The sequence below is a fragment of the Gordonia crocea genome (assembly GCF_009932435.1).
GTDB classification, from domain to species: domain Bacteria; phylum Actinomycetota; class Actinomycetes; order Mycobacteriales; family Mycobacteriaceae; genus Gordonia; species Gordonia crocea.
On sequence record NZ_BJOU01000001.1, the window covers coordinates 327,302 to 351,525 of the forward strand.

The window sequence follows — 24,224 nt, forward strand, 5'->3', positions numbered from 1 at the left end:
GTCGCCGACTGGGCCCTCGATCTCGTCGAGTGGGCCCTCGATCTCGCCGACTGGGCCCTCGATCTTGTCGACTGGGCCCTCGATCTCGTCGAGTGGGCCCTCGATCTCGCCGACTGGGCCCTCGATCTTGTCGACTGGGCCCGGGCTTAGCGGCGGATGGCGCGCAGCGCGTCGAGGAACCGGCCGCTGCCGAGTAGCGCGAGCGTCGACATCCCCATCAGCAGCGCGGGGCCGTAGCCGTCGGCCAGGCCGCCGAAGTCGCCCAGCGGGGCGGCGACCGGAACGTCGTTGGACGAGGGTTCGCCAGCAGACGGCGCCGGGGCGGGGGCGTTGCCGGAGCCGGGGTTGGCCGGAGCACCGGCCGAGCGGGGTGCGGCCGGAGAGCCGGGCGACCCGGGTGAGCTGGGCGAGCCCGGTGGTGCCGGGGGTGCCGCCGCTGGTGGAGCGCCGGCGCCGGGCTGCCGAGGAGGCGGCGCCGCGCCCTGCGGAGGGCGGGGTCCACCTCGGCCCGAACCGTTGCCGGGGGCCCCTTGTTGAGCCCCGGGGGGCGGGAAGGTGCTTGGCGAATAGTGATCGTTGGGTCGAGCCTGCGGCGCCTGTACCGGTGGGGCGCCGCCCATCTGCGGCGGTGCGGTGCTGCCGCCGCCGCCACCGCCGCCGCTGTAGCTGTCGGGAGACGGTGTGGGGGTAGCGGTCGCCGAGGGGGTGTTCTGCGTCGTGACCGGAGGATCGGTGCTCTCCGTCGTCGGCGGAGGAGGGGTGGTCGTCGGCGCTTGGTCCGAATAGGTCTTGGGGGTGCCGGCATCCGGCCCGGTCTTGGCGCCCGGTGCCGTCTGGGGACTGCCCGGCCCCGTCTTGGGGCTACCCGGACTCTGCTTCCCCCAGCCGCTTCCGGGTGCGTTCTGTCCGCCCTGGCCCGATGGCCCGCTCCACGTCGATCCGGGGCCGCCAGGGCCACCGGGTCCGCCGGGCCCGCCAGGTCCACCCCCGTTGTGCCCCGGACCGGAGAATGCGCCGGGAAACGCGTGGCTGTCGCCTCCGCCGTTACCTATTGGGAGTGTGAAACTCATCACACCGACCGCCGCAATGGCCACCGCCACGCGGGCCGCGACGCGGCGAGTGCGCAGGCGGGCGGTGGGCGACATAGCGGCTTTTCCTTGTTCGTCGGGTTGTGGGTGATCTGCAGTTTTCTTGCCGCGACCTGGGGTTATGGAGTACCTGTCGGGCATCGACGGGCTACCCGAACCGAGCATGCCCCGCCGGTGTGCAGAGCTATCCATGAACTCCGGCACAGCTGAGTTAGAAGACTACCTGGGAATCTTTACGAGTGCCGATGCGATGTTGAATACTCATCTATCGGTAAAGTAAGGCGCTAGCTAGTAGCACTGCTGAGGCGGTCTGACGTGCGGTGACCCGCGCGACGGCCCCTTGGGGCACCGCAGGATTCACCCAAATGGGGTATTCTGAAGAAGATTCAAGATTAACCCTGAACAGGGGATATTCGACTGGAGAGAGCTCATGACGGTAAATGAGACCGGGACTGCGGACAGTCGCCCGGCTGATGTGGAACCCGGTCTCTTCGCCCGGCGCTTGGAAGAACTGTTCCGTACCGTTCCGGGCCCGAACGGGCGGGCCTACAGCGCCAAGGCGATTGCCCAGCGGTCCACGGCGCGCGGATTCCGGTTGGGCGAGTCCTACTTGAGCCAGCTGCGTTCCGGTAAGGCCAAGTCGCCGTCGTTCCGCACGGTCGAAGGGATCGCGGCCGCGTTCGGTGTGGACGTCCACTACTTCCTGGAGGACGGCGCCGCCCAGCGGACGCGCACGGAGATCGACAAGCTCCGGATGCAGGCCGATACCGACATCCAGCTCGCAGCCTTCCGTCTCGCCGGCCTGTCCAGTGACAAGGTTTCGGTCGTCAACGAGCTCATCAAGGTGTTGCGGAAGCAGCAGGGGCTGCCGCAGGACCCACCGGACATTCCTGGGGCCGACCAGGCCGCCAAGTAGGATCACGACGCGGGCCATCCGGCCCGCGTCGGATTCTTTTGGGGAGTGAGAGCGGATGCGCAGCGAGAGAGCACTGCGCAGGTTGTGCCGTAAGGAGTTACGCGGTCTCGACCTCGAGTTGCCGCTCGACGCCGAGCAACTCTGCCGGCAGTACGGGCAGCGCCGGGGACGGCCGATCAGCGTCATCGCCTATCCGCTGCCCGCGGGGATGCCGAACGGAGTCTGGTTGGCCGCCGGCGACGGCGACTACTTCTTCTGCCAGGCCAACACCTCGCCCCTGCACCGCAACCAGATCATCATCCACGAGTTCGGGCATCTGATCGCCGGACACCAGGTCCTCGGCGGGATCGACGCCGCAGCGCTGCTGGCGCCGACGGACGAGCAAGCCGCCGATGCCCTGGCCCGGACCTGCTATTCCGACGAGCGCGAGTGGGAGGCGGAGATGCTGGCGTCGATCATCGTCGGGTGGGCCACCGACGCCTCCGGGTCGGTCGGCGAGACCGCGCCCGACGCCGGTATGCGCCGCATCCAGCGGCTCCTCGGCGGCCACGGGGGATGGATGTAGCGCGTGGAAGTGATCCTGCAAGCCGACGTCGTGAACCTGATCGCCCTGATCGTGTTCACCATCGCGGTGTGCTGGCGGATGGATCAGATCCGCCGATACGGTGGCGGGCTCCAGGCGTTGGCGATGACGGTCAGCATCATCGGGTTCACCCTCGCATTCGTCGCCGCCAATCCGTCCATGGGCAAACGCGTCGACGCGGTCACGTTCGAGGGCATGGCGCGCGTGCTGATCTGGGGCATGTTGGCGCTCGGCGTCGCGGCGCTGATCGTCGTCTTCTACTACGTGCCGGGGGAATCCGCGCGGGCCCGCCGCGCCGGGATCGAGGCCGTCCCGCTGACCATCGCGGCGGCCGGGCTGCAAATCGCGATGGTTTACATCCCACGCGAAGTCCGCGACAACGCGCTGTCGGGCAATTCGGTGCGCTACTGGGCCTTCGCCGCGTTCTTCCTCATCGCCAGCGTGTACCTCACCTACGGCTTCTCCGCCTGCGTCGCCAGCATCCGCCAGTTCGTCCCGGCCGCAGCGGGCTATCTGCGGGTATCGCTGAGCCTGCTGATCGTCGGCCTGTCGGCACTCGCCGTGGTCGCGGTCTTACAGATCGCCTTCATCTTCGGGGCGATGACCCGATCCTTCGTCGTCCCGTCCCTGTTGACGGTCGGGAACATCTTGACGGTGGCCGGCATGTTCGCGTTCATGCTCGGCATCACCTACCCGTTGATACACGCTCGGATCAGGTGGATTCGGGCGCGGTTCACCCTGCGTGAGCAGTACCGCGACTTGGAGCCGTTGTGGACGGTGGTCACCGAGGCGGTGCCGGAGGTCGTGCTGCCCGCACCCGACGGCGGTGAGCTGAAGGCGACGCCGATCATCCTGTTCGACCGGCGGGTGGTGGAGATCCGGGATGCTCTCACCCAGCTGAGCCCGCTGCTGCCCGATGATTTCGACGAGTCGTCGCCGGAGCGCCAGGCCAAGCTCATCGGCGTGGCAGCACGCCGATACGCCGACGAGGGGGCGCCGTCGGGGGAGGTGCGTGACATCCTCCCCACGACGGCGGCCACAATCGTCGGCGACGGGGAACCGCTGCGCGAGGTGTCGTTGGCGATGAGCCGAGGACCCAAGCGCTGGGTCAAGTCCTAGGCCGGGACCTAGACGGGGGACCTAGACGACGGGGGCGAGATCCTCGTCGCGGTCGAGTGCCTCGCCCTCCTGCTCGGACTGGCGACCGGTCCGCTTGGGGCGGGTTCGGTAGTGCGTCAGGTAGATGGCGGCGCCGGTGAACAGCAGCCCGCCGACGAGGTTGCCGAGAACCGTCGGGACCTCGTTCCACAGCAGGTAATCACTCCACCCGAAATCTGCGCCGAGCATGATGCCCACCGGGAACAGGAACATGTTGACCACCGAGTGCTCGAACCCCATCGCGAAGAACAGCAGGACCGGGAGCCACATCACCAAGATCTTGCCGACGACGTCCTTGGCGACGAGCGCGCCGACGACGCCGGTCGACACCATCCAGTTGCAGAGCATCCCGCGGACGAACACCGATAGCCAACCCCCGGCACCGTGCTCGGCGTAGCCGAGGGTGCGGTCATGGCCGATGGCGGCAAGTTTCTGTCCATACTCGGCGAATTGGTTGCCCGAATCGGTGATCGTCGTGTCGAAGCCGTACGTCACGAAGATCGAGACGAGTAGGGCGACGGTGAGGGCGCCGGCGAAGTTACCGACGAACACCAGTCCCCAATTGCGCAGGACCGAACCGACGGTCACGCCCGGGCGTTTGGCCAGCCAGGCCAGCGGCGCGAGGACGAAGACGCCGGTCAATAGGTCGTAGCCCAACAGGTAGAGAAGGACGAAACCGATGGGGAAGAGAAGTGCACCCACGATGGGTGCGCCGGTGTCGACGGCCATCTTCACCGCGAACGCCGCGGCCAGCGTCAGCATGGCGCCGGCCATATAGGCACGGATCAAGGTGTCCCGGGTCGACATCATGACTTTCGACGCGCCGGCGTCGATCAGCGACACGGCGAGTTCGGGGGGTTTCACGTAGGTCATCGTGGATTCCTTCTCGGGCGGGGGTAGGGCGGGACAAGCGGAAACGATTTGCCCAAAGGTAGGAATCCGGTGTTTCCGGACAATCTCGGTGAAGGTCCAGGTGGTTACATTCCGCGCACATCTGCGCAGGCGGGGATGTGCGCCGCCCGTCCATCCACGCGCAATCCCACTCAGCGCCCTCTCACACACGGTCAGGCAAACTGGATGCGATGTCCACGCACACAGCCCGAGTCGGTGAACCGGCCCGTTCCCGCCACCGGGGTCCGCTGCGCCCGCACGAGGTCGCGCTGGCGGCCGTGCTCGGCGGGCTGTCCGTGGCAACGGTCGTCGTGGCGCAGGTCCTGCCGATCCTGACATCGGTGGCGCTGTTGGCGCCGGTTCCGATGGCCCTCCTCGGGCAACGCACCCGGCCCCGGGCGTTGGTGGCGGTCGTCGTCGCCGCGGCCGGCGTCTCCTTCGCGCTCGCCGGACTCTCGGCGGCGGTGTCGGTCGTCGGAGCCGGCGTTGTCGGCGGGTTGGTCGGTGAGATGAAGCGCCGCGGTCGCGGATTGGCCGCCTTTTCGGCGGTGTCCGTGCTGGTCGCACCGATCATGGGCGGGTTGTCGGTGGTGGTCTTCTGGATCCTCACCCCGCTGCGACGGCTCCTGCTGGAGTCGTTGGAGAACACCGTCACCGGGATGGCCAAAGGGTTGGACGAGGTCGGCAAACGGCTGCCCGGCGGTGAGGCGGTGTTCACGCAGACCGCCGACGGCTTGCGTGCCCTGACCGGCGCCATCGTCGACTACTGGTGGCTGTGGTTGTGGTCCACCGGGACCGTGGGCACGCTGATCTCGCTGTTCGTCGCCTGGTGGTTGGTCGGCGGGGTCATCGACCGGGTGCGCGCGATCCCCAGTACCGACAGCCTCGACGAGCCCGGGCGAGACCTGGCCGACGATGCCCTGGTCGGGCCGTTGCCGGTGCACCTGCGCGGGGTCGGGTTCCGTTATCCCGGCGCTTCCGACGACGCCCTGGTCGACGTCGACCTCCGAATCGAGCCGGGTGAACTCGTCGCCGTCGTCGGCGCCAACGGGTCCGGCAAGTCGACGGTCGCCAAGATCCTCGCCGGCCGCGCCCCGAGTACCGGCGAGGTGGTGCGCCCGGGTGATCCCGGCCTCGGCCGCCCGGGTGGGACGGCGATGGTGCTGCAGCGCCCGGAGACGCAGATGCTCGGCGCACGGGTCGCCGACGACGTGGTGTGGGGATTGCCGGAGGGGGTGGCGGTCGACGTCGACGCCCTGCTGGCCGAGGTCGGTCTGACCGGGCTCGCCGACCGCGACACCGCGGACCTGTCGGGCGGTCAGCAGCAGCGGTTGGCGCTGGCCGCGGCGCTGGCCCGCGACCCGGCACTGTTGATCGCCGACGAGGTGACCTCGATGGTGGACCCCGTCGGGCGCGCCGAACTCCTCGACGTGCTGACGACGTTGCCTGCTCGCCGCGGGCTCGCCGTCGTGCTGATCACCCACCGGGCCGACGAGGCCGCCGCTGCCGACCGAATCGTGCACTTGCGCGAGGGGCGCGTCGACCCGGCCCCGCCGCAGTGGCTGGCCGGTGTGGCCGAACCCGATACCGAGCCGGCAGCCGCCCCGGTCGTCCCGATTTCGCCGCACCGACCGGGGGAGACACTGATCGAGCTGTCCGGGATCAGCCACCGCTACCTGGCCGGGACGCCGTGGGAGGTGACGGCGCTGCGCGAGGTGAGCCTCCGGGTGAACCGGGGTGAGGGGCTGCTCATCGTCGGCGGCAACGGGTCGGGCAAGTCGACCCTTGCGTGGATCCTCGCCGGACTCACCACACCGACGTCGGGCACCGCGGACTACGAGGGCTCGCCCATCCACAAGCAGGTCGGCGTGGTGAAGTTGACCTTCCAACACGCACGACTGCAGTTGCAGCGCCCGACCCTCGGCGAGGACATCCAGGCCGCCGGTGGCGTCGAGGTGGGCACCGCCGAAGTGTCCCGGTTGCTCGACGAGGTGGGGCTGCCGCGGGAGTTCGCGGCCCGCAGCACCGACGCCCTGTCCGGGGGCCAGATGCGGCGCGGCGTGCTTGCCGGCGCGCTGGCCGGGCACCCTCAGGTCATCGTGGCCGACGAGCCGCTCGCCGGTCTGGACCCGAAGGCCCGGGCCGACGTCGTCGCCCTGTTCGGCCGGATGCGGGCCGCCGGTCTGACCCTCATCGTCATCTCCCACGACCTCGACGAGATCGCCCAGGTCTGCGATCGGCAGGTCGAACTCGTCGACGGTGTGCTCGTCGACGCGGCTGCGCGGGAGGCGTCATGAACGGGTTACCGCTGCGCGAGATCCCCGGGGATTCGGTGATCCACCGCCTGTGGGCGGGAACCAAACTCATTGCGATTGGCATGATCGGAATCCTGATGTGGGTGCTGCCGTCGTGGCCCGCGCTCGGCATGGTCGCCGTCGTCGTGGTCGGGGTGGCGTTGCTCGCCGGGATCCCGCTGGGTGCGGTGCCCAAGCCGCCGTGGTGGTTGTGGGCGCTGGCGGCGGCCAGTGTCGGGTTGTCCACCTTGGTCGCGGGAGTCTCCGGCGGCCTGGTCACCGCGCGCGGCGTGTTGCTGGGCCTGCTCGTCATCGCGGTGTCGGTCCTCGTCGTCTGGACCACCCCGGCGGCGCAGATCGCCCCGGCCATCGCCACCCTCATGCGGCCGCTGCGCTGGTTGCGTCTTCCCGTCGACGAATGGGCGGTGGTGATCGCGCTGTGCCTGCGGTCGTTGCCGCTGATGGTCGACGAGTTGCTCACGCTGCGTGCGGTGCACCGACTGCGGCCGCACGCCCCGTCGAATGCCGGCCACCCCGCGGCCCAGCTGACGCTGGTGGACATGGTGGTCGCCGCGCTGTCCTCGGCCCTGCGTCGGTCGGCGGAGATGGGGGAGGCGATCACCGCCCGCGGCGGCACCGGCCGACTGACCGCCGACGCCGCGCGGCCCGGGCGGATCGACTACATCGCCCTGGGAATCATGGCGGTGGTCCTGGCCGTCGCCATCGCCGGGTCGTTCCTGATCACCGGCGCGATGTAGCCCCGACCGACACCAAACGACAGCGCCCGCCCGGAGTCGATGCCCCGGGCGGGCGCTGTGCGTTCGAGCAGATCAGGCGGGGACGATCAGCCCGGCACCCTGGGTGCGGGCGCGGTCGTAGCGCTCGCCGGCGTCGGCCCAGTTGACCACGTTCCACCAAGCCTTGACGTAGTCCGGCTTGACGTTCTGGTAGTCGAGGTAGAAGGCGTGCTCCCACATGTCGAGCATGACGACCGGGATCAGGCCGGCACTGGTGTTGCCGCTCTGGTCGGTGAGCTGCTCAATGACCAGGCGCTGGCCGATCGTGTCGTAGCCGAGGATGGCCCAGCCGGAACCCTGCAGCGTCGTGGCGGCCGCGGTGAAGTGGGCCTTGAACTTGTCGAAGCCGCCGAAGTCGGTGCCGATGGCCTCGGCCAGATCGCCGGTCGGCTCGCCGCCGCCGTTGGGCGAGAGGTTCTTCCAGAAGATCGAGTGGTTGGTGTGGCCACCGAGGTGGAAGGACAGGTTGGCGGACAGGCCGTACACCTTGTCGGCGATGGTGCCGTCCTCGCGGGCGGCGTCCAGCTTCTCCAGCGCGGTGTTGGCGCCCTTCACGTAGGTCGCGTGGTGCTTGCTGTGGTGAAGCTCCATGATGCGGCCCGAGATGTGGGGCTCCAAGGCGCCGTAGTCGTAGTCGAGATCGGGCAGGGTGTATTCAGCCACAGGTCTTCCCTTCGCGTTCGCGGTGGTGTTTCGGATGGACACACCCACCGTATCCCCCGAGCGGGGAGGCGTCAGCACGACGCCCGTCTCGGGGGAGGTTAGAAGGCGAGCAGCAGCAGGAGGACGACGAGCGGCGCGATCGTCGCCAGGGTCCACAGGCAACTGCTCGACACGTTGTAAGTGGGACTGCCCTCAGACGGCAGCTTGGTCGCGTGCTGCATCGTCGTCATGGTGCGTGCCTCCACCCTTTCGTTCTCCCCCGCTCGGGCAGTCACCCGGATTCCCTGTCGCGGGGAATCCCGTCGACCAGGTGAGGTGAACTGCATCACAGTCGGTATGTGATTCACATCATAAACAGCGTCGGCGAGTCGATTCAACTCGGGGGCGTGCGGGGCCGGTCGTCGACCGTCGCCACCGGCGTGCGACGCGTAGGATCGATGCCATGTCCTGGGGTTTCTCACGCACGAAGCAGGTGATGGTCGACGCATCCGAGGCGCTGCCCGGACGCCCGGCCCCGATGCCGGTGGCCGCGGCCAACATCGTTTTGGGTACGCCGATGGTCTCTCCGGGCGGCGGGCTGTGCGACTGGGGGCCGGGCCGGCGCGCGGTCGTCCTCGGTGGTGGATGCTTTTGGGGGGTCGAGGAGATCTGTTGGCAGCTGCCGGGGGTGTACACCACCGCCGTCGGCTACGCGGGCGGATTCACGCCCAATCCGACCTACGAGGAGGTCTGCACGGCGCGGACCGGGCACACCGAAGCCGTGCTCGTCGTGTTCGACGAGGATCAGACCGATCTGGAAACCCTGCTGCGGGCCTTCTTTGAAACCCACGACCCGACGCAGGACATGCGCCAGGGCAACGACATCGGGACGCAGTACCGGTCGGCGGTGTTCACCTGTTCGGCCGATGACGCCCGGCTCGCCCGCGAGGTCGCCGAGAAGTTCCAGCCGGCGTTGACCGCGGCCGGATACGGCTCCATCGCCACGGAGATCGCCGAGTTGTCCGATGCCGGCGACGGCCGCTTCTACTACGCCGAGGACTATCACCAGCAATATCTGGCGAAGAATCCCCACGGCTACCGCTGTCACGCGGCCACCGGAGTGACCTTCGCGTCGTGATCACCCTCGAGCAGTGGAACCGGACACTCCTTGCTCGACAGCATCTGCTGGAGCGGATTGACGAGGACGTCATCGAGGTCGTCGACCGCTGTGTCGGCTTGCAGGCGCAAGACCCCCGGCCGCCGTTCGTCGCGCTGTGGTCGCGCATCGAGGGATTCGACCCGGCGGACTACGACGAGCTCCTGCGCGAGCGGGAGATCGTGCGGTCGGTGGTGTTGCGCGGAACGCTGCTCGCCATGGATGCCCTCGACGCCCGCTGGATGCGGGCGTTGGCCCAGCCGCGGATCGAGGCGGCCACCCGGACCAATCACCGGCTGCCCGCCGACGTCGATCCGAGAGAGGTGGTCGATACGGCCCGCGAGGCGCTGGCCGGCGACGGCCTCGGCTCGCGGGAGCTGCGCGATCGTCTGGCGCGGCGCTGGCCCGGGGCGCCGGCAGCCGATCTGATGGCGGTGGTCCGCGCCGGACTGCACCTCGTCCAGGTGCCGCCGCGCGGCACGTGGGCGGCCAAGGGGACCGGCGAGCCGGCGTACGCCCTGATCGACGAGTGGATCGGGCCGGGCGAACCGGCCGTTACCGGCGACGAGGCGAAGCGCGACCTGATCCGGATGTACCTGCGCGGCTTCGGGCCGGCCAGCGTCGCGGGCATCCAGACCTGGGCCGGGCTCACCGGCCTGGGGCCGTTGGTACAGGCGATGGTCGACGACTGGGAACTCAACCGGATCGACGGTCCCGGCGGCGAGGTGCTCTACGACCTCGACGGCCTGCCGATCGCCGATGGCGACGAGCCGGCGCCGGCCCGGCTGATCGCACCCTTCGACCACATCCTCGTCGCCCAGGCGCCGGGTGACCGCATCCGTGTCGCCGACCCCGAGCAGTTTGCGCGGACCGTCACGCCCAACGGGCGCAGCCCCGGCTTCGTCCTCGTCGACGGACGACTGGCCGGCACCTGGAAGTCCGACGGCACGGCGGTGGCGGTGGAACTCTTCGCCGACGTCTCACCGGCGCAGCGCCGCGACGTCGACGAGCAGGCGCAGATGCTCAGCGCCTTCCTCGCGGGCTGAATCCGGGCACCCACACCCCTTGCGGGGCCGCCTCGCGCCGGTTAATGTGAAGCCCGTTCATAAATGGGTTTGGTTACCCTAACTTATGCAGATCGGGGCATCTTCGGCCATGACGACCGCGGACACGAAAGCACAGCAGCGCGCCGACGCGAAGGCGTTGAAGGACTTGATGCGCCCGGTCGCGGCGTCGCTGACCATCGGGCGGATCCTCGCGGTGGCGTCGGCCATCCTCGCGGTCGTCCCGTATATCGCGCTGGTCCACATCGGCGACGTGTTGCTGGCCGCCGCCGGCACCGGGACCGCCGTCGACGGCGACGAGGTCCGCCGGTGGATCCGTATCCTCGTGACCACCTTCGCCGTGCGGCTCGGCATCTACCTCGTCGCTCTGCTCATCACCCACTTCGCCGATATCCGGTTCGGCCACCACGTGCGCGAGCGCATGGTCGAGCGGATGGCCCGCGTCCCGTTGGCGTGGTTCACGGCCACCAACTCGGGTCGGGTCCGCAAGGCGCTGCAGGACGACATCGGCACCGTGCACCACCTCATCGCCCACCAGCCGGTCGACGGCACCAACGCCGTCGTCATGCCGCTGGCATTGATGGTCTACGCCTTCATCGTCGACTGGCGGCTGGGTCTGCTCGCGATCGCCACGCTGCCGCTCTACATCGCGGCGATGAGCATCAGCATGCGCGGGATGGGCGAGAAGACCGTCGAGATGGACCAGCGGCTGTCGACGGTGTCGGCGCGGATGGTCGAATTCGTCACGGGCATCTCGGTGGTGAAGGCCTTCGGCCGCGTCGGCCGCGCCCACCGCGCCTATCAGGAATCCGCCGACGAGTTCCAGGACTTTTACTACGACTGGGTCCGTCCGCTCATCCGCGTGAGTGGGCTGGGGATGTCGCTGTTGGCCGTGCCGCTGGTCCTGCTGATCAACATCGGCGGGGGCGCGTGGCTGGTGCACCGCGGGTCGGTGACCGCCGCCGACGTGTTGGCGACCTCGCTCATCGCCCTGCTCATCCCATACGGCATCGAGACGCTGATGAACGCCATGTGGTCCAAGCAGATGGCCGGGGCGTCGGCGGGCCGCATCGTCGCGCTGTTGAACACCCCGGTGCTGCCCGACGACGGGGCGGCACAAACCCCCGAGTCGCACGAGGTGGTGTTCGACGACGTCAGTTACGCCTACGGGTCACAGACCGCCCTCGCCCTCGACGGCGTCGGTTTCACCCTCCGCGAGGGGACGGTGACCGCGCTGGTCGGACCGTCCGGGTCGGGCAAGTCGACCATTGCCACGCTGCTGGCGCGGTTCGACGACCCGCAGTCGGGGTCCATCACGATCGGCGGGGTGCCGGTGTCCAGAGTGCGCGACCTGTATTCCCACGTCGGCTTCGTGCTGCAGGATCCGCAACTGCTGGGTATCAGCATCCGCGACAACATCACCCTGGGCCGACCCGACGCCACCGACGAGCAGATCCGCCACGCGGCCCGGGCCGCCCGAGTGCTCGACGAGATCGAGGCGCTGCCAGCCGGATTCGACACCGTCTACGGCAGCGACACCGGACTGTCCGGCGGCCAGGCCCAGCGGATCGCCATCGCCCGGGCGCTGCTCGTCGACGCGCCGATCCTGATTCTCGACGAGGCGACCGCGCTGACCGACCCGGAATCGCAGCACCAGATCCAACAGGCGCTGTCCGAGCTGGCCCGCGGCCGCACGGTCCTGCTCATCGGCCACCGTCCCGAGGTCATCAAGGGCGTGCACCAGATCGTCCTGATCGAATCCGGCCGCGTCGTGGCGACCGGCACCCACGAATCACTGTCTGACGAACCCGGCTACGCCCGCCTGTGGCAGTCGGCCGGCGCCGCCATCGACGCACGAGGAGACCGACGATGAACCTGCCTTTGATCGACGTCGTGCCGCGCTTGCGGCGAATGGTCTCCCAACCCGAGGCCATCAACCCCGCACTGCTCATCGCGATGGCCACCGGCCTCGTCGAGGGGCTGGCCCTGGCCGCGCTGCTGCCGGCGATCAGCTCGCTGGCCGCCGACGAGGCGGCGTGGGGCATGGGGGTCTGGGGCTGGGTGGTCGTCTTCGCCGTGCTCGCGCTCGCCAGTTACGGGCTCAACTACTGGCAGAGCCAACGGACCTATGCGGTCGCCCTGGACTTCCTCTACAGCATCCACCGCATCGTCGGCGACCAGGTGGCCAAGCAGCCGTTGGGATGGTTCGCCCGACCGGTGGCCGGGCGGCTGTCGCGGATGGTGTCCACCGAGCTGATGCAGGCCGGCGAGATCTTCGCCCACATGATCGGCCCGCTGGTCGCCCGGATCTCCGCCGCGATCGTCATCGTGGTCGCCGCCTGGTGCTGGAACCCGCTGCTGGGCCTGGTACTCACCGTCGCCGCTCCGGTCTTCGTCGTGATCACCCTGGTATCCACCGGGTTCATGCGCAAGGGGCGGGCCATCCACGAGCCGGAGGAGGTCATCCTCGCCGACCGCATCGTCGAGTTCTCGCAGTGCCAGGGCGCGCTGCGTTCCTGCGGGCGGTCGGAAGACTTCACCCCGCTGGCGGACGCGTTGGAGGCGACGCGCGCCGCCAAGCACCGGGCGATGTGGTTGGAGACGGCCGGAATGTTGTTGAGCGGCATGGTGACCCAGGCGGTCATCGTCGCGCTGATCACCGTCGCCGGATCGCTGGCGGTGTCCGGGTCGCTGGAGCCGATCCCGGCGCTGGCGTTCATCGGTCTGGCACTGCGGTTCACCTCGACGCTGTCGGCGATCACCGAGAGTGCGATGGCGCTGGAGTCGCGGCGACCGTTGCTCGACGCCCTCGACGAGGTCATCACCGCGCAGCCGCTCCCCGAACCGGCGCAGGACGCCGAGTTGACCGCGCCGGGCACCGTCGAGCTGCGCGACGTCACCTTCGCCTACGCGCCCGGCGCCGACCCGGTGCTGCGCGATGTCTCGGTGACCGTGCCCGCAGGGTCGATGATCGCGCTGGTCGGGCCGTCGGGCAGCGGCAAGACGACGATCGCGAAGCTCGTGAGCCGGTTCTACGACGTCGACGCCGGAGTCGTGAGCGTGGGGGGCGTACCGGTCACCCAGCAGCGCACCGAGCAGCTGATGGGGCAACTGTCCATGGTGTTCCAGGACGTCTACCTCTTCGACGACACGCTCGCGGCCAACATCGCCATCGGCCGGGACGGCGCGTCGGCCACCGAGGTGCTCGCCGCGGCCGAACTCGCCGGGGTCAACGAGATCGCCCAGCGGTTGCCCCAGGGGTGGGACACCCCGGTGGGTGAGGGCGGCCGCGCGCTGTCAGGCGGCGAGCGGCAGCGCGTCGCCATCGCGCGGGCGCTGCTGAAGCAGGCGCCGATCGTGTTGCTCGACGAGGCGACGTCGGCGCTCGACGTGGAGAACGAGGCGCATATCGTCGCCGCGGTGGAGACGTTGCGGGAACGGTCGACTGTGATGATCATCGCGCACCGGCTCGACACGATCGCCAAGGCGGATCGGATCGTCTCCCTGGACAGCGATGGGGGAGTCGAGGCGGTGGGCACCCATGACGAGTTGCGCGCGGCCGGCGGCACCTACGCCCGGTTCTGGGACCGGCTGCACAGCGCACAGGGGTGGCAGCTCACGAACTAATGTGGACACGTGCATGTGTCTTCCGGTGGGGTCCGCGGTGCCAAGAAGTCCGGCCGCAAGCCGGGCTTCGACGCCGATGACGTCGTGGCCGCGGCGTTGGCCGAAGGCATCGACACGTTCACGATGTCGGCCGTCGCCGATCGGATCGGGGTCGTCACCGGCGCGATCTACCGGTTGTTCCCGTCGCGCGACGACCTGGTCGTCGCCTGCCTGGACACCGCGGCGGCCACGCTGCGCCTCCCCGGTCGCGACGACGACTGGGCCTCGGTGCTGCAGCTGTGGGCCGACGAGTGTTGGCGGGTGTGCGAGGACTTTCCCGGATTGAGCCGGTTGCTCTACGCGCTTCCGACCGCCTTCACCCGGATCCAGCACGTACTCGCCGCCTATTCGGCGGCCATCGAGCGGTCGGGGCGGAGTACGGCCCAGGCGATGTTCGCCTTGGACTTCCTCGGCGACACGGTGATCGCGTCCCACATGGGGATCGTCGCGATGCGCGTCGTGGACGCCGACGGTGCGACGGGGTGGGACCGGGTTCGCGACGCCCTCGCCGACGGTGCGCTGATGCAGCCGGATGATTCTTGGGCCGAGCGCGGCACGGTGGACGTGAAGGTCGGCTTCATCATCAAGGGCCTCGAGCGCGACTGGCCGGCGCTCTGACCCGCGCGGATTCCGATTCGCCGCCGCCGCGCCACCTTTTCCACAAGTTATCCACAGGCGTTGTGCGGTTTGTGGGATTGAACAAAACTTCGCGCGCGTGGTGCGCAATGGTGCTGGAAGTTTGCCATGGGGTGGGCAATCAAGTGACGCTGCTCACAATGGAATCCGATTAGATGACTAAGTGAAATCGGGTATTCACTCTCCCGTAGAGCCGATGGTGCTGTCGGATGGGGGTAACCCACAGTTATCCGGATGACCTGTGGATATCTAGGGCACCCCGCCGGTTGAAGGGTTGACGTTGACGTCCCCCATATCGGTGGGGTGTGCCACGATGGAGTCATGCCCGCATTCGAACAGGTGCCGGTGACCGAACTCCCCGACGACTTCACCAACGAGACCGACCGCCTACTGCTCGATATCCGCGAGCCCGACGAATGGCAGGAGGGCCACATCCGAGGTGCGCTCCACATCCCGCTGGGCCAGGTACCGGAGCGGATCGACGAGATCGACCCGGACGTCGACCTCTATGTCATCTGCCGCACCAGCGGCCGCTCGTTCCGCATGCTCGAATACTTCGAGCACGTGGGCCGCGAGGGAATCATCGTCGAAGGCGGAATGGTCGCCTGGGAGGCCGGCGGCAAACCCGTCGTGACGGGGGACGAGGGATGACCCAGCCTTCTGGCTCGCGCTTGGTCGACCTCTGCCGGAACTGCCGCATCCAGGCCCCTCACCGGGCCGGCCGAACCCGCTGCCCGCGGTGCAACGGCGTGCTCGTCGTCGTGTCCCCGGATCGGGTGGCACAGGCACTGGCCGAGCGGCCGCAAGCCTTTACCGCGCACCCCCCGGGGGCGGCACCGCGCCCGGGACCCGGGCAGCAGCAGCGAGGCTTCCCGACGCGCCGCCGGACACCCGCGAAGGTCCGATGGGTCGCGCAGCGCCCACCCGAGGCCCGGCCGAAACCGCGCCGGACATCCTCGGGTGCCGCGCGGCCGACGCCACGGTATTCGAGCATCCCGACCTGGGGGTTGCAGGACCTGCCGGCCACGTGGATGGCCATCCCCGTCGAGGAGCAGGCCCGCGCCGAATCGATCAAGCTGCATCGCGCGGCCCGGAACAGCGCCTTCGTGTTGGTGGCCGCGGCCTTCCTGCACCTGCTCCGCTACTTCATCGCCGTCCTCGGCCGCGACAACCTGATCCCCGGGTGGCTCGACATCATCACCTCGTCGCTGGTGATCGTGGCCGGCCTGGCCGCGGTGGGCGTGGCGCTCTACGCGCTCTACCACTTCGGCGCCTGGGTGCTCGCCATGCGCGCGCTCGGCTATCGCCACGAGCACCGGCTGGATCCGCGTCCCCGGTGGCTGCTGTGGGCGTGTTCGGTGGTACCGCTGGTCAACGTGGTGACCGCGCCGTTCGTCGTCCGCGAGGCCGCCTTGGTGGACTCCCGGGTGTCCGGGTCGCGGGCAACCGTCGAGTTGCGCAAGATCGCGATCGCGTGGGCACTGGCGAACGCGTTCGCCGTCGTCGCGATTGTCACCCGATGGGCCGGCGATCGCAGCGGCAGCCTGCAGACCCAAGGCGACGCCATGGTGTGGACCATCGTTTCGGCCCTCGTGTCGGCGGCGTTCGCCTGGTGGATGGTGCCGCGGCTGATCCGCGTCTTCTCGCCGACCGAGGCCGCTGCAACCGGCACGCGGCGTCGGCGCTGGGTCAACGCATGACTGCCGCGCGCGTGTCCCGGTCCGGGAAGCCGGCCGTGGTCGCGCACCGCGGCGCCTCGGGGCAAGCCCCGGAACACACGCTGGCCGCCTACGAACTGGCGTTGTCGCAGGGGGCCGACGGACTCGAATGCGATATTCGGCTGACCGCCGACGGCGAGTTGGTGTGCATCCACGACCGGACCATCGACCGGACCTCGGACGGGACCGGCCCGGTCAGTGAGATGTCGTTGGCGCAGTTGCGCGAGCACGACTTCGGCAGTTGGCACGGCGGCAAGCCCGCGTCGGTGTTGACCCTGGACGAACTGCTGACCCTGACCCTCGATTGGCGCCGACCGGTCCGGCTGTTCATCGAGACCAAGCACCCCGTGCGGTTCGGCAGCCTCGTCGAGGTGAAGCTGTTGGAGATGCTGCGCCGGTTCGGCGTCGCGACCCCGCCGTCGGCCGATCACAGTCGGGCGGTGGTGATCTCGTTCTCGTCGTCGGGGGTGTGGCGGATCCGGCGGCACGCGCCGATGCTGCCGACGATCCTGCTCGGCGACACCGCCCGGGTCCTGGGCGGGAGTGCGGCAACGGCCGTCGGTGCCACCGGGATCGGCCCGTCGGTTCAAACCCTGCGGCTTCATCCCGAACTCGTCGACAAGGCGGCAGCGGCCGGGCGGGTCACCTACTGTTGGACGGTCGACGAGCAGCGCGACGTTGCCATGTGCGCCGAGATCGGGGTGCGGTGGATCGCCACGAACCACCCGGCCGACGTGCGGGACTGGCTGGTCACGGTCTGACCGATGGCGACCGACGAACCAGAGATCACCTCGCCGGTGTCGCTGTGCCTGCCCGACGGGGTCCGGCTGAACCCGCAGGCGCGCGGGTGGTCGCGCGTACCGTTGCACGAGGCCAACTTGCGCGGACGCCGGCTGCGGACCAAGAAGTGGGACTACTGGGCGATCCTCACCGATGACATCGCCGTTGCCCTCACCTATGCCGACATCGGCTATCTCGGATTGGCCGACGTGTGGTGGGTCGACCGAGCCCGCGGCGTCGAGGGCGGCCACCAGGCGCCGATCCCCGCGGCCCGCGGGATTGAACTGCCCGATCGCCCGGGGACCGCGCCGCTCTGGCACCGCGGCCGGTCGTCGTCGATGGACATCGTCGACGACGAGACCGGCACCACGCTGACCGCATCGTGGACCGAGGACGGCCAGCCCGCCCGGTTCACCGCCCGCGTCGACCTCCCGCCGGGACAGGAATCGTGCAACGTGGTCATCCCGTGGGATGAGCGCATCTTCCAGTACACGTCCAAGCACCAGGCCCGCCCGGCCCGCGGGAGCCTGATCGTCGGCGATCGGGAATGGTCCTTCGGCGGCGAGCACGGGCAGGCGTGGGGGGTGTTGGACGTCGGCCGCGGCCGGTGGCCGTACTCGACCCGGTGGAATTGGGGTTCGGGCTGCGGGGTGGCCGACGGTTCGGTGGTCGGACTCCAGTTCGGCGGAAAGTGGACCGAGGGAACAGGTTTCACCGAGAACGCGGTGATCGTCGACGGACGGGCCACCAAGATCGGCGCCGAATTGCGGTGGGAATACGACTGGTCCGATCCGATGCGGCCGTGGCGGGTCACCCACCCCGACGGCAGTCTGGACGTGACCCTGGTCCCCGACTACGACCGCCATTCGGCGATCAAGGCGGTGGTGCTGGCCACCGAGGTGCACCAGGTGTTCGGCCGGTGGAGCGGGCATCTCACCGCCGACGACGGGCGCCGGATCGTCATCGACCAGATTCTCGGGTTTGCCGAGGAGTCGCGCTCGCGCTGGTGACCGTTCGTGCTGGCGCTGGCGTTAGCGCGCCGGGTCGAGGCGCGCCACTGCGGTCTCCCAGCACTCGGCGAGGTCGAGTTGCGTTGCGGCCCAGCCCGTCTCGGTCCCGGTCACCCGGCACGGCCCGAATCTGGCCCCGACGCAGTCAGTGTCGCCAGTGAGTCGAAGGATAGTCGCGACGCGGTGATCCACACCGATTCGCCGGCCGGTTGGGAACCCCGGCGCCAGGGAAAGCGGATGGTCGTCCAGTGATTCACACAGATCCCCCGATCCGAAAACGAATGTAGTCAGAAATGATGCCAGGCGGCATCGCTGCCGACAAGAACGAACCTCTGGCGGCCGGGTGTGAAAAGGTTGGGGCATGGGCAAGAAGAGCAAGCGCGGCAGCGGACCGCGACCCGGGAGCAACCGAGCCGAGCGGATCGCCGAGCGCACGGCGCGCCAGGCGGCGGCGGCCGCCGTACCCAAGCGGCCGTTTGACGGCCTGGCCGCCGAGTGCGACCTCGTCGCGATGCGGGCCTTCGTCGCGTCGGCGACCGCACGCCTGGCGTTGCGCGAGGAGGGTCCGCCCGAACCGGAACTGAAATCGGTGGTGCCCGACGACGATCCCGGTCCGTCGCTGCAGGGCAAGGGGGTGCGCAACCACGTCAACGTGGGGACCGTGCTGCCCGGTGCCGTCGGCGCCATCGTGCGCGACGGCAAGGGGGCCCGCGAGGGCTTTGCCGGCCTGCAGATCGATCCGGAGCCGGCCGACATCCGCGCCGAGTTCACCGCCGCGGTCGACTGGGCCGCCCACGCCACGACCGACGAGGCGTTCCCCGGCGGTGCGACCGACAAGACTCTCGACGACCTCCTCGACGTCGGGGCGGCGCTCGACATCACCGTCCACGAGGACTTCTCCTGGTGGTACGCGCCGGGCGCCAAGCTCGACCCGGCGGTCCAGGAGATGCTGTCGCGGGCGGCTGAGACGATCCTGCCGACCACGCGGCTGACCCCGAAGAGCGGAGTCGGGGCGCCGTGGTGGGTCGACGCGGGCGATCGCGCCCACCTGCGGTGGGTGCGTCCCGAGGATGAGGACCAGATCATGTCGGCGCTGGCGCGGCTGCACGCGGCCGGGCATTTGACGCTGGGCGAAGGGTCTCGGTTCGCCGGGTCGTTCCGCACCCACGGGCTGCTGGCGCCGGTCTTCGACCTCGACATCGACAAGCATGCCGACGAGTGGTACGACGGGCTCGACCAGTTCGACGCCCGGCTCACCGAGGCCATCGCCGACACGTCGGAGTTGACCGCCGAGCAGCGGCGGTCGCGCGCGGGTATCCGCACCCGACAGGTGACGCTGCGAATCTAGCGCTGGCCTCCTACGATTACTGAGATGACGGAACGGACGAAGTTTCAGCAGTTGCTGGCCGACCAGATCACCAACGAGTTTGCGGCGAGTCAGCAATACACGGCGATCGCGGTCTACTACGACAACGAGGACATGCCCCAACTGGCGCAGCACTTCTACGAGCAGGCGGTGGAAGAGCGCAACCACGCGATGATGATCGTCCAGTACTTCCTCGACCGGGGCCAGGCCGTCGAGATCCCCGGCGTCGAATCCCCGCGGAATTCCTTCGGCGACTTCATCGAGCCCATCAAGTTGGCGCTCGAGCAGGAGCAGGAGGTCACCGAGCAGATCGTGAACCTGGCCCGCGTTGCGCGGGACGACGGCGACTACCTCGGTGAGCAGTTCATGCAGTGGTTCCTCAAGGAACAGGTGGAAGAGGTGGCGACGATGACGACGCTGCTCACCATCGCCGAGCGCGCCAAGGGCAACGTCTTCGACGTGGAGTCCTTCGTCGAGCGCGAGGTCAACGGCACGACCGCCCAAGACGTGGCCGCCCCCGCGGCCGCCGGCGGCAACCTCTAGCCGGACTCAGCCGATCGACGATCCGTCGGCGTCGGTATCCGCGGTGACCGACTGACCGCGGGCCAACCGGGCGAAGAAGGCCTCGGTGTCGGAGTCGACGGCCAACGAGTCGCCGTCCTGGCTCCACACCGAGCCGCCCGTCGGCACCGTGACCATCGTCGGGGAGCTGCGCAGCGACCACGCCAGTGCGGCCAGGTGCCAGGAGCGGTCGTCGTTGTCGACGGTCAACGCGTCGACGATGCCGTTGGCGAATGGGATGACGCGGAACGGGTTGAGCAACACGCCGGGACTGGTCGCCTTGGCCATCAGCGCCGCGAAGACCTTGCGCTGGTTGACCACGCGCTGCAGGTCGGCGTTGGGGAAGTCGCGGCTGCGGACCAGCGCCAACGCTTGGCGGCCGTTGATGTCCTGACAGCCCGCCTTCAGGCGGAGGCCGGCCTTGGGGTCGCGCAGCGACTGCTTCAGGCAGACGTGGATACCGCCGACCGAGTCGACGACCTTGGCGAAGCCGCCGAACCCGATCTCCGCGTAGTGGTCGATGTGGACGCCGGTGACCGACTCCACCGTGCGCACCAGCAGTTGCGGTCCGCCCATGTTGAACGCGGCGTTGATCTTGTGGCTGCCCCATCCGTCGGGGATCTCGACGTAGAGGTCGCGCGGGATCGAGATGATCGCCGTCTTCCCACTGGTCGGGGTGGAGATGAGCATGATCGTGTCGGTGCGCGCACCGCCCTCGTCCGGGCCGGTGGAAAGTCTCTTGCGCTCGGCAGCGGTCAGCCCGTCGCGGGAGTCGGTCCCGACGACGAGCCAGTTGGACCCCGGCGTCGGCGCGATCCGGCCGGCGAAGGAGAGGGCGTTGACCCGGTGCAGCTTGCCGTCGAAATAGACCAACCCGACGGCCGCGGCGATGATGGCCGCGACGAGGGCGATGAGGGCGACGCTGATGACGCCGCGCACCGACACGAGGCGGCGGCGCTTGCGCGGTTGGCGATCCTTCGGCTTCGGCCGGGTCCGCTGCGCCGGTCGTCCGCTGGGTGCTTTCGTCGACGATCCCGGCGCCGGCGCCGGTGGATTCGACCGCCGGCCGGCCTCGGGGATCGGTTCGGGCGTCTGCGTCGGCGCGTACTTGGACGGTGCCGTCGACCAGGCCTGCGGTGGTTCGTAACGCGGCGGCTCGCCGCGCCGCGGGGGTGGTGGCGGCGGTGTCGATGGTGGCGGGGCGCTGCGCTGGACGGGGGCCGGGTTGCGCCTCGGTGGTGGCGGCGGAATCGGGCCGCGGTGGGGCGGGCGGGCAGCAGCGGATGGCGGGACCGGGCCTGCGGGCGCGGTCCGGCGGGGCGGTGGTGCCCCGTTTTGCCGGTCCTGCTCTTGGCGTCGGCCCCGCAGATTCGGCTGCTCCCGCGGGTCATTCACTCGGACAAATCTACGCATCGCCGCTGAAGAGTTCCTGAGCTGTGCCGCCACTGGGGACTGTGACAGTGAGCATTGACAACAAATCCGTCCGACAATAGTGTTGTAGGTCACAAGGAGGGCACTATGACAACGGTGGAATATGACGTCGACGGTCGCGTCGCGATAGCGAACCGCCTGCTCAAAGGCTCATCGGCTCGATCGTTTGATCCCGTCGTCGAACTCGACTGGGAGATGCCGCTCGAGGAGGGCAAATACTTCCTCCCGCCCAAGGTCGTCTCGCTGTACGGGACGACGCTGTGGAATTCGATGACCGAGGAGCAGCGCATCGAACTGTCGCGACAGGAAATGGCCAACGTCCTGTCCGTCGGCATCTGGTTTGAAAACCTGCTCAACCGCGCCCTGCTGATCCGGCTGATGCGCGAGGACCCGGCGGCGTCGACGTCGCACTACGAGCTCACCGAGATGGGCGACGAGTGTCGGCACATGACGATGTTCGGCAAGGTCATCGAGCGCAGCGGTGCCCGGCCCTACATGATGCGGCCGTGGGAGCGGGCGGTGATGTACTCGCTGCCCGTGGTCATGCGCGGCACCCTGCTCTGGGTGGTGACACTGGTGGGCGAGGAACTGTTCGACGCGCTGCAGCGCGAGATGCGCAACGATCCGCAGCTGCAGCCCATCGTGGCGCGGCTGATGCAGATCCACGTCACCGAGGAGGCGCGGCACATCGGGTTTGCGCGCGACGGGGTGATGCGGCGCAAGGCCGTGCGATCCAAGTGGGAGACGTTGGCCGCGGCGAATCTGCACGGATTGGGTGGGCCGGCCTTTCGTAGGCTGTTCACCAACCCGGAGATGTATCGGCGCGCGGGGATTGCCGACCCGCGTCGGGCGGCCCGGATGGCCCGGCGCAATCCCGAGTTCCACAACGTCACGGTCCGGGCCTTCGCCCCGCTGTCGGCCTTCCTCCGGCAGGCCGACCTCATGGGGCCGGTCGGCGAGTTCCTCTGGCGCCGTGCGGGTTTCCTGCCGTGACAACGATTGCGCTGATCGGCTCGTCGGCGGCCATCGGTGCGGCCCGCCGTCGGATGGAGGGCTCGCGGATCCCGTTTGAGATCGTCGACGACGAGGCGCGGGCCGATCTCATCGTGACCGATGAGGCGGCACCGCCGTCGAACTACCTGACCGTGGCGGCCGAGCAGACGCCCAACCGCTTCTACTGCCGTGACGAGTCGGTGGACTATGTCGTCGCGGCGCTGACCGAGGCCCATCTCGCCGGCGCCCACGGGGTGCGCGTCCGCCCGCCCGTGCAGCACAACCGGGCGGTGCGGCACCGGCGCCGGTGGTGGCGCGCAGCGGATCCACTGGCCCGGTTCAACCCGACCGACTACGACTGGACCACCGACGAAACCGTTGAGGCAGAGGTGTTCGACGGCCAGGTCCGCATCATCGCCGACGGGCCGGAGTTCACCGCGCGGCTGCGGGCCCGCGGCCACGTCGACGGGAACGACGGCCGCTACCACTGGGCCGGTCTGCTGCACGGCGACCAGGCGCCCGCGGCGTTCGAGGCCGGGATCAAACGCGTCGAGGTCGCCGTCGGCGACGGCCCGGCCGTTTCGGCAAAACTCGCCGAGATCACCCAGTTCGGCTGGGTGCGGATGACCGGTATCGGCCCGCCGCCCTGGCTCGCGGAGTAGCGATACCCGCGTGATTCGGTGGAGGATCGTTGCGTGAACATCGATCCGGTCACCGACCCGGCCCAGCGCCGAGCCCTGTGGATCGAATTGGCGATCGTCGGCACCCTGACGTTTGCGATGTCCGGGGTGCTCGCGATCCTGTCACTCGTCGAGGCCCAGCTCACCGGCGGCATCGGGCAGACGACCGTGGCCCTCAACCCGTCGCGCTCGGAGATCGGGTGGATCGACTTCACCCGGCAGTCACTGTCGGTGGTGCGGCTGCTGGGCATGGCCGCCCTTGCGGGATATCTCTTGTGGCGCAGCGGGATCCGCCTGTCGAGCGTGGGCATCACCCGTCGTCCCGGACGGGGCGACATCCCGCTCGGCGTCGGGCTGGCGGCCCTGATCGGCCTGCCCGGGTTGGCGTTGGTGATCGGCGCGCACCTGCTGGGCATGAATGCCGCGCTGGTCCCCAGCGAGGCCGGCCCGTGGTGGCAGGCCCCGGTCCTCATCGCCATCGCGATAGGCAACGCGGTGGCCGAGGAGGTCGTCGTGGTGGCCTACTTCCTGGTCCGCCTGCGCCAGTTGGGGATGCGCGACGTCTCCGCGCTGGCGTGTAGCGCGCTGCTGCGCGGGTCGTACCACCTGTACCAGGGCATCGGCGGTGGGCTGGGCAATGTGGTGATGGGGCTGGTGTTCGGGCGGTTTTACCAGCGGACCGATCGGCTGTGGCCGTTGGTCATCGCGCACGCGGTGATCGACGTCGTCGCCTTCGTCGGGTTCCTGTTCCTCGGCGACCGGCTCGGCATCGGCCAGGTCCGGCGGTAGCCCCG

25 protein-coding genes are annotated in these 24,224 nt (G+C 69.2%); 20 read left to right on the plus strand and 5 right to left on the minus strand.

Annotation, left to right across the window (positions count from 1 at the left end):
• Window positions 1-146: 146 nt before the first annotated feature.
• Window positions 147-1,145 (minus strand): hypothetical protein, encoded by a 999-nt coding sequence (locus tag nbrcactino_RS01500; RefSeq protein ID WP_161925758.1) that lies wholly within the window; start codon window positions 1,143-1,145, stop codon window positions 147-149.
• A gap of 373 nt (window positions 1,146-1,518) precedes the next feature.
• Here nbrcactino_RS01500 and nbrcactino_RS01505 point away from each other — a divergent pair, with 373 nt between their 5' ends.
• The 3 genes from nbrcactino_RS01505 to nbrcactino_RS01515 are packed head-to-tail and all read left to right on the plus strand — an operon-like array spanning window position 1,519 to window position 3,706.
• Entirely contained in the window at window positions 1,519-2,004 is a 486-nt protein-coding gene (locus nbrcactino_RS01505) for a helix-turn-helix domain-containing protein (RefSeq protein WP_161925759.1), read from the plus strand.
• 55 nt (window positions 2,005-2,059) lie between these two features.
• On the plus strand, window positions 2,060-2,569 hold the full coding sequence (locus tag nbrcactino_RS01510; RefSeq protein ID WP_161925760.1) for a hypothetical protein: 510 nt from the start codon (window positions 2,060-2,062) through the stop codon (window positions 2,567-2,569).
• A 3-nt stretch (window positions 2,570-2,572) separates the two neighbouring features.
• A complete protein-coding gene (locus nbrcactino_RS01515) occupies window positions 2,573-3,706 on the plus strand; it encodes an MAB_1171c family putative transporter (RefSeq protein WP_161925761.1) in 1,134 nt (377 codons plus the stop codon).
• Between the two features lie 21 nt (window positions 3,707-3,727).
• Here nbrcactino_RS01515 and nbrcactino_RS01520 read toward each other — a convergent pair whose 3' ends face one another.
• Window positions 3,728-4,618, minus strand: a complete 891-nt coding sequence (locus nbrcactino_RS01520; RefSeq protein ID WP_161925762.1) for a formate/nitrite transporter family protein — start codon at window positions 4,616-4,618, stop codon at window positions 3,728-3,730.
• Window positions 4,619-4,827: 209 nt separating this feature from the next.
• On the opposite strand from nbrcactino_RS01520, the gene nbrcactino_RS01525 reads away from it, so the two are divergent.
• Together nbrcactino_RS01525 and nbrcactino_RS01530 are read left to right on the plus strand one after the other, a co-directional pair.
• Window positions 4,828-6,933 (plus strand): ATP-binding cassette domain-containing protein, encoded by a 2,106-nt coding sequence (locus nbrcactino_RS01525; protein WP_161925763.1) that lies wholly within the window; start codon window positions 4,828-4,830, stop codon window positions 6,931-6,933.
• Window positions 6,930-7,688: an energy-coupling factor transporter transmembrane component T family protein gene (locus nbrcactino_RS01530; RefSeq protein WP_161925764.1), complete on the plus strand. Its 759-nt coding sequence runs from the start codon at window positions 6,930-6,932 to the stop codon at window positions 7,686-7,688. The genes nbrcactino_RS01525 and nbrcactino_RS01530 overlap by 4 nt, the downstream gene beginning before the upstream one ends.
• A 72-nt stretch (window positions 7,689-7,760) precedes the next feature.
• On the opposite strand, the gene nbrcactino_RS01535 is transcribed toward nbrcactino_RS01530, so the two are convergent.
• Complete coding sequence (locus tag nbrcactino_RS01535; RefSeq protein WP_161925765.1) at window positions 7,761-8,390, minus strand: superoxide dismutase; 630 nt, start codon at window positions 8,388-8,390, stop codon at window positions 7,761-7,763.
• Window positions 8,391-8,488: 98 nt separating this feature from the next.
• Window positions 8,489-8,620, minus strand: coding sequence for a hypothetical protein (locus nbrcactino_RS18320; RefSeq protein WP_267130391.1), 132 nt, complete (start codon window positions 8,618-8,620; stop codon window positions 8,489-8,491).
• Window positions 8,621-8,832: 212 nt separating this feature from the next.
• Between nbrcactino_RS18320 and msrA the strand changes: the two genes are divergently transcribed.
• From msrA to nbrcactino_RS01590, 11 genes are all read left to right on the plus strand, one after another.
• Entirely contained in the window at window positions 8,833-9,507 is a 675-nt protein-coding gene (msrA, locus tag nbrcactino_RS01540; protein WP_161925766.1) for a peptide-methionine (S)-S-oxide reductase MsrA, read from the plus strand.
• Complete coding sequence (locus nbrcactino_RS01545; protein WP_161925767.1) at window positions 9,504-10,571, plus strand: winged helix DNA-binding domain-containing protein; 1,068 nt, start codon at window positions 9,504-9,506, stop codon at window positions 10,569-10,571. The genes msrA and nbrcactino_RS01545 overlap by 4 nt, the downstream gene beginning before the upstream one ends.
• 109 nt (window positions 10,572-10,680) lie before the next feature.
• Window positions 10,681-12,462 carry an ABC transporter ATP-binding protein gene (locus nbrcactino_RS01550; RefSeq protein ID WP_161925768.1) on the plus strand — a complete coding sequence of 594 codons (1,782 nt, stop codon included), beginning with the start codon at window positions 10,681-10,683 and terminating at the stop codon, window positions 12,460-12,462.
• On the plus strand, window positions 12,459-14,216 hold the full coding sequence (locus tag nbrcactino_RS01555) for an ABC transporter ATP-binding protein (RefSeq protein WP_161925769.1): 1,758 nt from the start codon (window positions 12,459-12,461) through the stop codon (window positions 14,214-14,216). Before nbrcactino_RS01550 ends, nbrcactino_RS01555 begins: the two co-directional genes overlap by 4 nt.
• A 9-nt stretch (window positions 14,217-14,225) precedes the next feature.
• Window positions 14,226-14,873, plus strand: a complete 648-nt coding sequence (locus nbrcactino_RS01560; protein ID WP_228460613.1) for a TetR/AcrR family transcriptional regulator — start codon at window positions 14,226-14,228, stop codon at window positions 14,871-14,873.
• 339 nt (window positions 14,874-15,212) lie between these two features.
• Entirely contained in the window at window positions 15,213-15,542 is a 330-nt protein-coding gene (locus nbrcactino_RS01565) for a rhodanese-like domain-containing protein (RefSeq protein WP_161925770.1), read from the plus strand.
• On the plus strand, window positions 15,539-16,591 hold the full coding sequence (locus tag nbrcactino_RS01570; RefSeq protein ID WP_161925771.1) for a DUF4328 domain-containing protein: 1,053 nt from the start codon (window positions 15,539-15,541) through the stop codon (window positions 16,589-16,591). Before nbrcactino_RS01565 ends, nbrcactino_RS01570 begins: the two co-directional genes overlap by 4 nt.
• Window positions 16,588-17,370, plus strand: a complete 783-nt coding sequence (locus tag nbrcactino_RS01575; RefSeq protein WP_161925772.1) for a glycerophosphodiester phosphodiesterase — start codon at window positions 16,588-16,590, stop codon at window positions 17,368-17,370. The genes nbrcactino_RS01570 and nbrcactino_RS01575 overlap by 4 nt, the downstream gene beginning before the upstream one ends.
• Before the next feature lie 3 nt (window positions 17,371-17,373).
• A complete protein-coding gene (locus nbrcactino_RS01580; protein WP_161925773.1) occupies window positions 17,374-18,399 on the plus strand; it encodes a DUF2804 domain-containing protein in 1,026 nt (341 codons plus the stop codon).
• 361 nt (window positions 18,400-18,760) lie between these two features.
• Window positions 18,761-19,747, plus strand: coding sequence for a DUF5926 family protein (locus tag nbrcactino_RS01585; RefSeq protein ID WP_161925774.1), 987 nt, complete (start codon window positions 18,761-18,763; stop codon window positions 19,745-19,747).
• Between the two features lie 24 nt (window positions 19,748-19,771).
• Window positions 19,772-20,308 carry a ferritin gene (locus nbrcactino_RS01590; protein ID WP_161925775.1) on the plus strand — a complete coding sequence of 179 codons (537 nt, stop codon included), beginning with the start codon at window positions 19,772-19,774 and terminating at the stop codon, window positions 20,306-20,308.
• Between the two features lie 6 nt (window positions 20,309-20,314).
• Here nbrcactino_RS01590 and nbrcactino_RS01595 read toward each other — a convergent pair whose 3' ends face one another.
• Entirely contained in the window at window positions 20,315-21,265 is a 951-nt protein-coding gene (locus nbrcactino_RS01595; RefSeq protein ID WP_228460614.1) for an LCP family protein, read from the minus strand.
• Between nbrcactino_RS01595 and nbrcactino_RS01600 the strand changes: the two genes are divergently transcribed.
• From nbrcactino_RS01600 to nbrcactino_RS01615, 4 genes are all read left to right on the plus strand, one after another.
• Window positions 21,252-21,473, plus strand: coding sequence for a hypothetical protein (locus tag nbrcactino_RS01600; protein WP_161925776.1), 222 nt, complete (start codon window positions 21,252-21,254; stop codon window positions 21,471-21,473). The genes nbrcactino_RS01595 and nbrcactino_RS01600 overlap by 14 nt on opposite strands.
• Before the next feature lie 371 nt (window positions 21,474-21,844).
• Window positions 21,845-22,750, plus strand: coding sequence for an AurF N-oxygenase family protein (locus tag nbrcactino_RS01605; RefSeq protein ID WP_161925777.1), 906 nt, complete (start codon window positions 21,845-21,847; stop codon window positions 22,748-22,750).
• A complete protein-coding gene (locus nbrcactino_RS01610; protein ID WP_161925778.1) occupies window positions 22,747-23,412 on the plus strand; it encodes a DUF4873 domain-containing protein in 666 nt (221 codons plus the stop codon). The genes nbrcactino_RS01605 and nbrcactino_RS01610 overlap by 4 nt, the downstream gene beginning before the upstream one ends.
• A 33-nt stretch (window positions 23,413-23,445) precedes the next feature.
• On the plus strand, window positions 23,446-24,219 hold the full coding sequence (locus tag nbrcactino_RS01615; protein ID WP_161925779.1) for a CPBP family intramembrane glutamic endopeptidase: 774 nt from the start codon (window positions 23,446-23,448) through the stop codon (window positions 24,217-24,219).
• Window positions 24,220-24,224: the final 5 nt, after the last annotated feature.

Bases quoted from the DNA above. Each gene is read 5' to 3' on its own strand.
- nbrcactino_RS01500 (WP_161925758.1), bottom strand. From the start codon at position 1,145: ATGTCGCCCACCGCCCGCCTGCGCACTCGCCGCGTCGCGGCCCGCGTG.
- nbrcactino_RS01505 (WP_161925759.1), top strand. From the start codon at position 1,519: ATGACGGTAAATGAGACCGGGACTGCGGACAGTCGCCCGGCTGATGTG.
- nbrcactino_RS01510 (WP_161925760.1), top strand. From the start codon at position 2,060: ATGCGCAGCGAGAGAGCACTGCGCAGGTTGTGCCGTAAGGAGTTACGC.
- nbrcactino_RS01520 (WP_161925762.1), bottom strand. From the start codon at position 4,618: ATGACCTACGTGAAACCCCCCGAACTCGCCGTGTCGCTGATCGACGCC.
- nbrcactino_RS01525 (WP_161925763.1), top strand. From the start codon at position 4,828: ATGTCCACGCACACAGCCCGAGTCGGTGAACCGGCCCGTTCCCGCCAC.
- nbrcactino_RS01530 (WP_161925764.1), top strand. From the start codon at position 6,930: ATGAACGGGTTACCGCTGCGCGAGATCCCCGGGGATTCGGTGATCCAC.
- nbrcactino_RS18320 (WP_267130391.1), bottom strand. From the start codon at position 8,620: ATGACGACGATGCAGCACGCGACCAAGCTGCCGTCTGAGGGCAGTCCC.
- msrA (WP_161925766.1), top strand. From the start codon at position 8,833: ATGTCCTGGGGTTTCTCACGCACGAAGCAGGTGATGGTCGACGCATCC.
- nbrcactino_RS01550 (WP_161925768.1), top strand. From the start codon at position 10,681: ATGACGACCGCGGACACGAAAGCACAGCAGCGCGCCGACGCGAAGGCG.
- nbrcactino_RS01555 (WP_161925769.1), top strand. From the start codon at position 12,459: ATGAACCTGCCTTTGATCGACGTCGTGCCGCGCTTGCGGCGAATGGTC.
- nbrcactino_RS01565 (WP_161925770.1), top strand. From the start codon at position 15,213: ATGCCCGCATTCGAACAGGTGCCGGTGACCGAACTCCCCGACGACTTC.
- nbrcactino_RS01570 (WP_161925771.1), top strand. From the start codon at position 15,539: ATGACCCAGCCTTCTGGCTCGCGCTTGGTCGACCTCTGCCGGAACTGC.
- nbrcactino_RS01575 (WP_161925772.1), top strand. From the start codon at position 16,588: ATGACTGCCGCGCGCGTGTCCCGGTCCGGGAAGCCGGCCGTGGTCGCG.
- nbrcactino_RS01580 (WP_161925773.1), top strand. From the start codon at position 17,374: ATGGCGACCGACGAACCAGAGATCACCTCGCCGGTGTCGCTGTGCCTG.
- nbrcactino_RS01585 (WP_161925774.1), top strand. From the start codon at position 18,761: ATGGGCAAGAAGAGCAAGCGCGGCAGCGGACCGCGACCCGGGAGCAAC.
- nbrcactino_RS01590 (WP_161925775.1), top strand. From the start codon at position 19,772: ATGACGGAACGGACGAAGTTTCAGCAGTTGCTGGCCGACCAGATCACC.
- nbrcactino_RS01600 (WP_161925776.1), top strand. From the start codon at position 21,252: ATGACGCCGCGCACCGACACGAGGCGGCGGCGCTTGCGCGGTTGGCGA.
- nbrcactino_RS01605 (WP_161925777.1), top strand. From the start codon at position 21,845: ATGACAACGGTGGAATATGACGTCGACGGTCGCGTCGCGATAGCGAAC.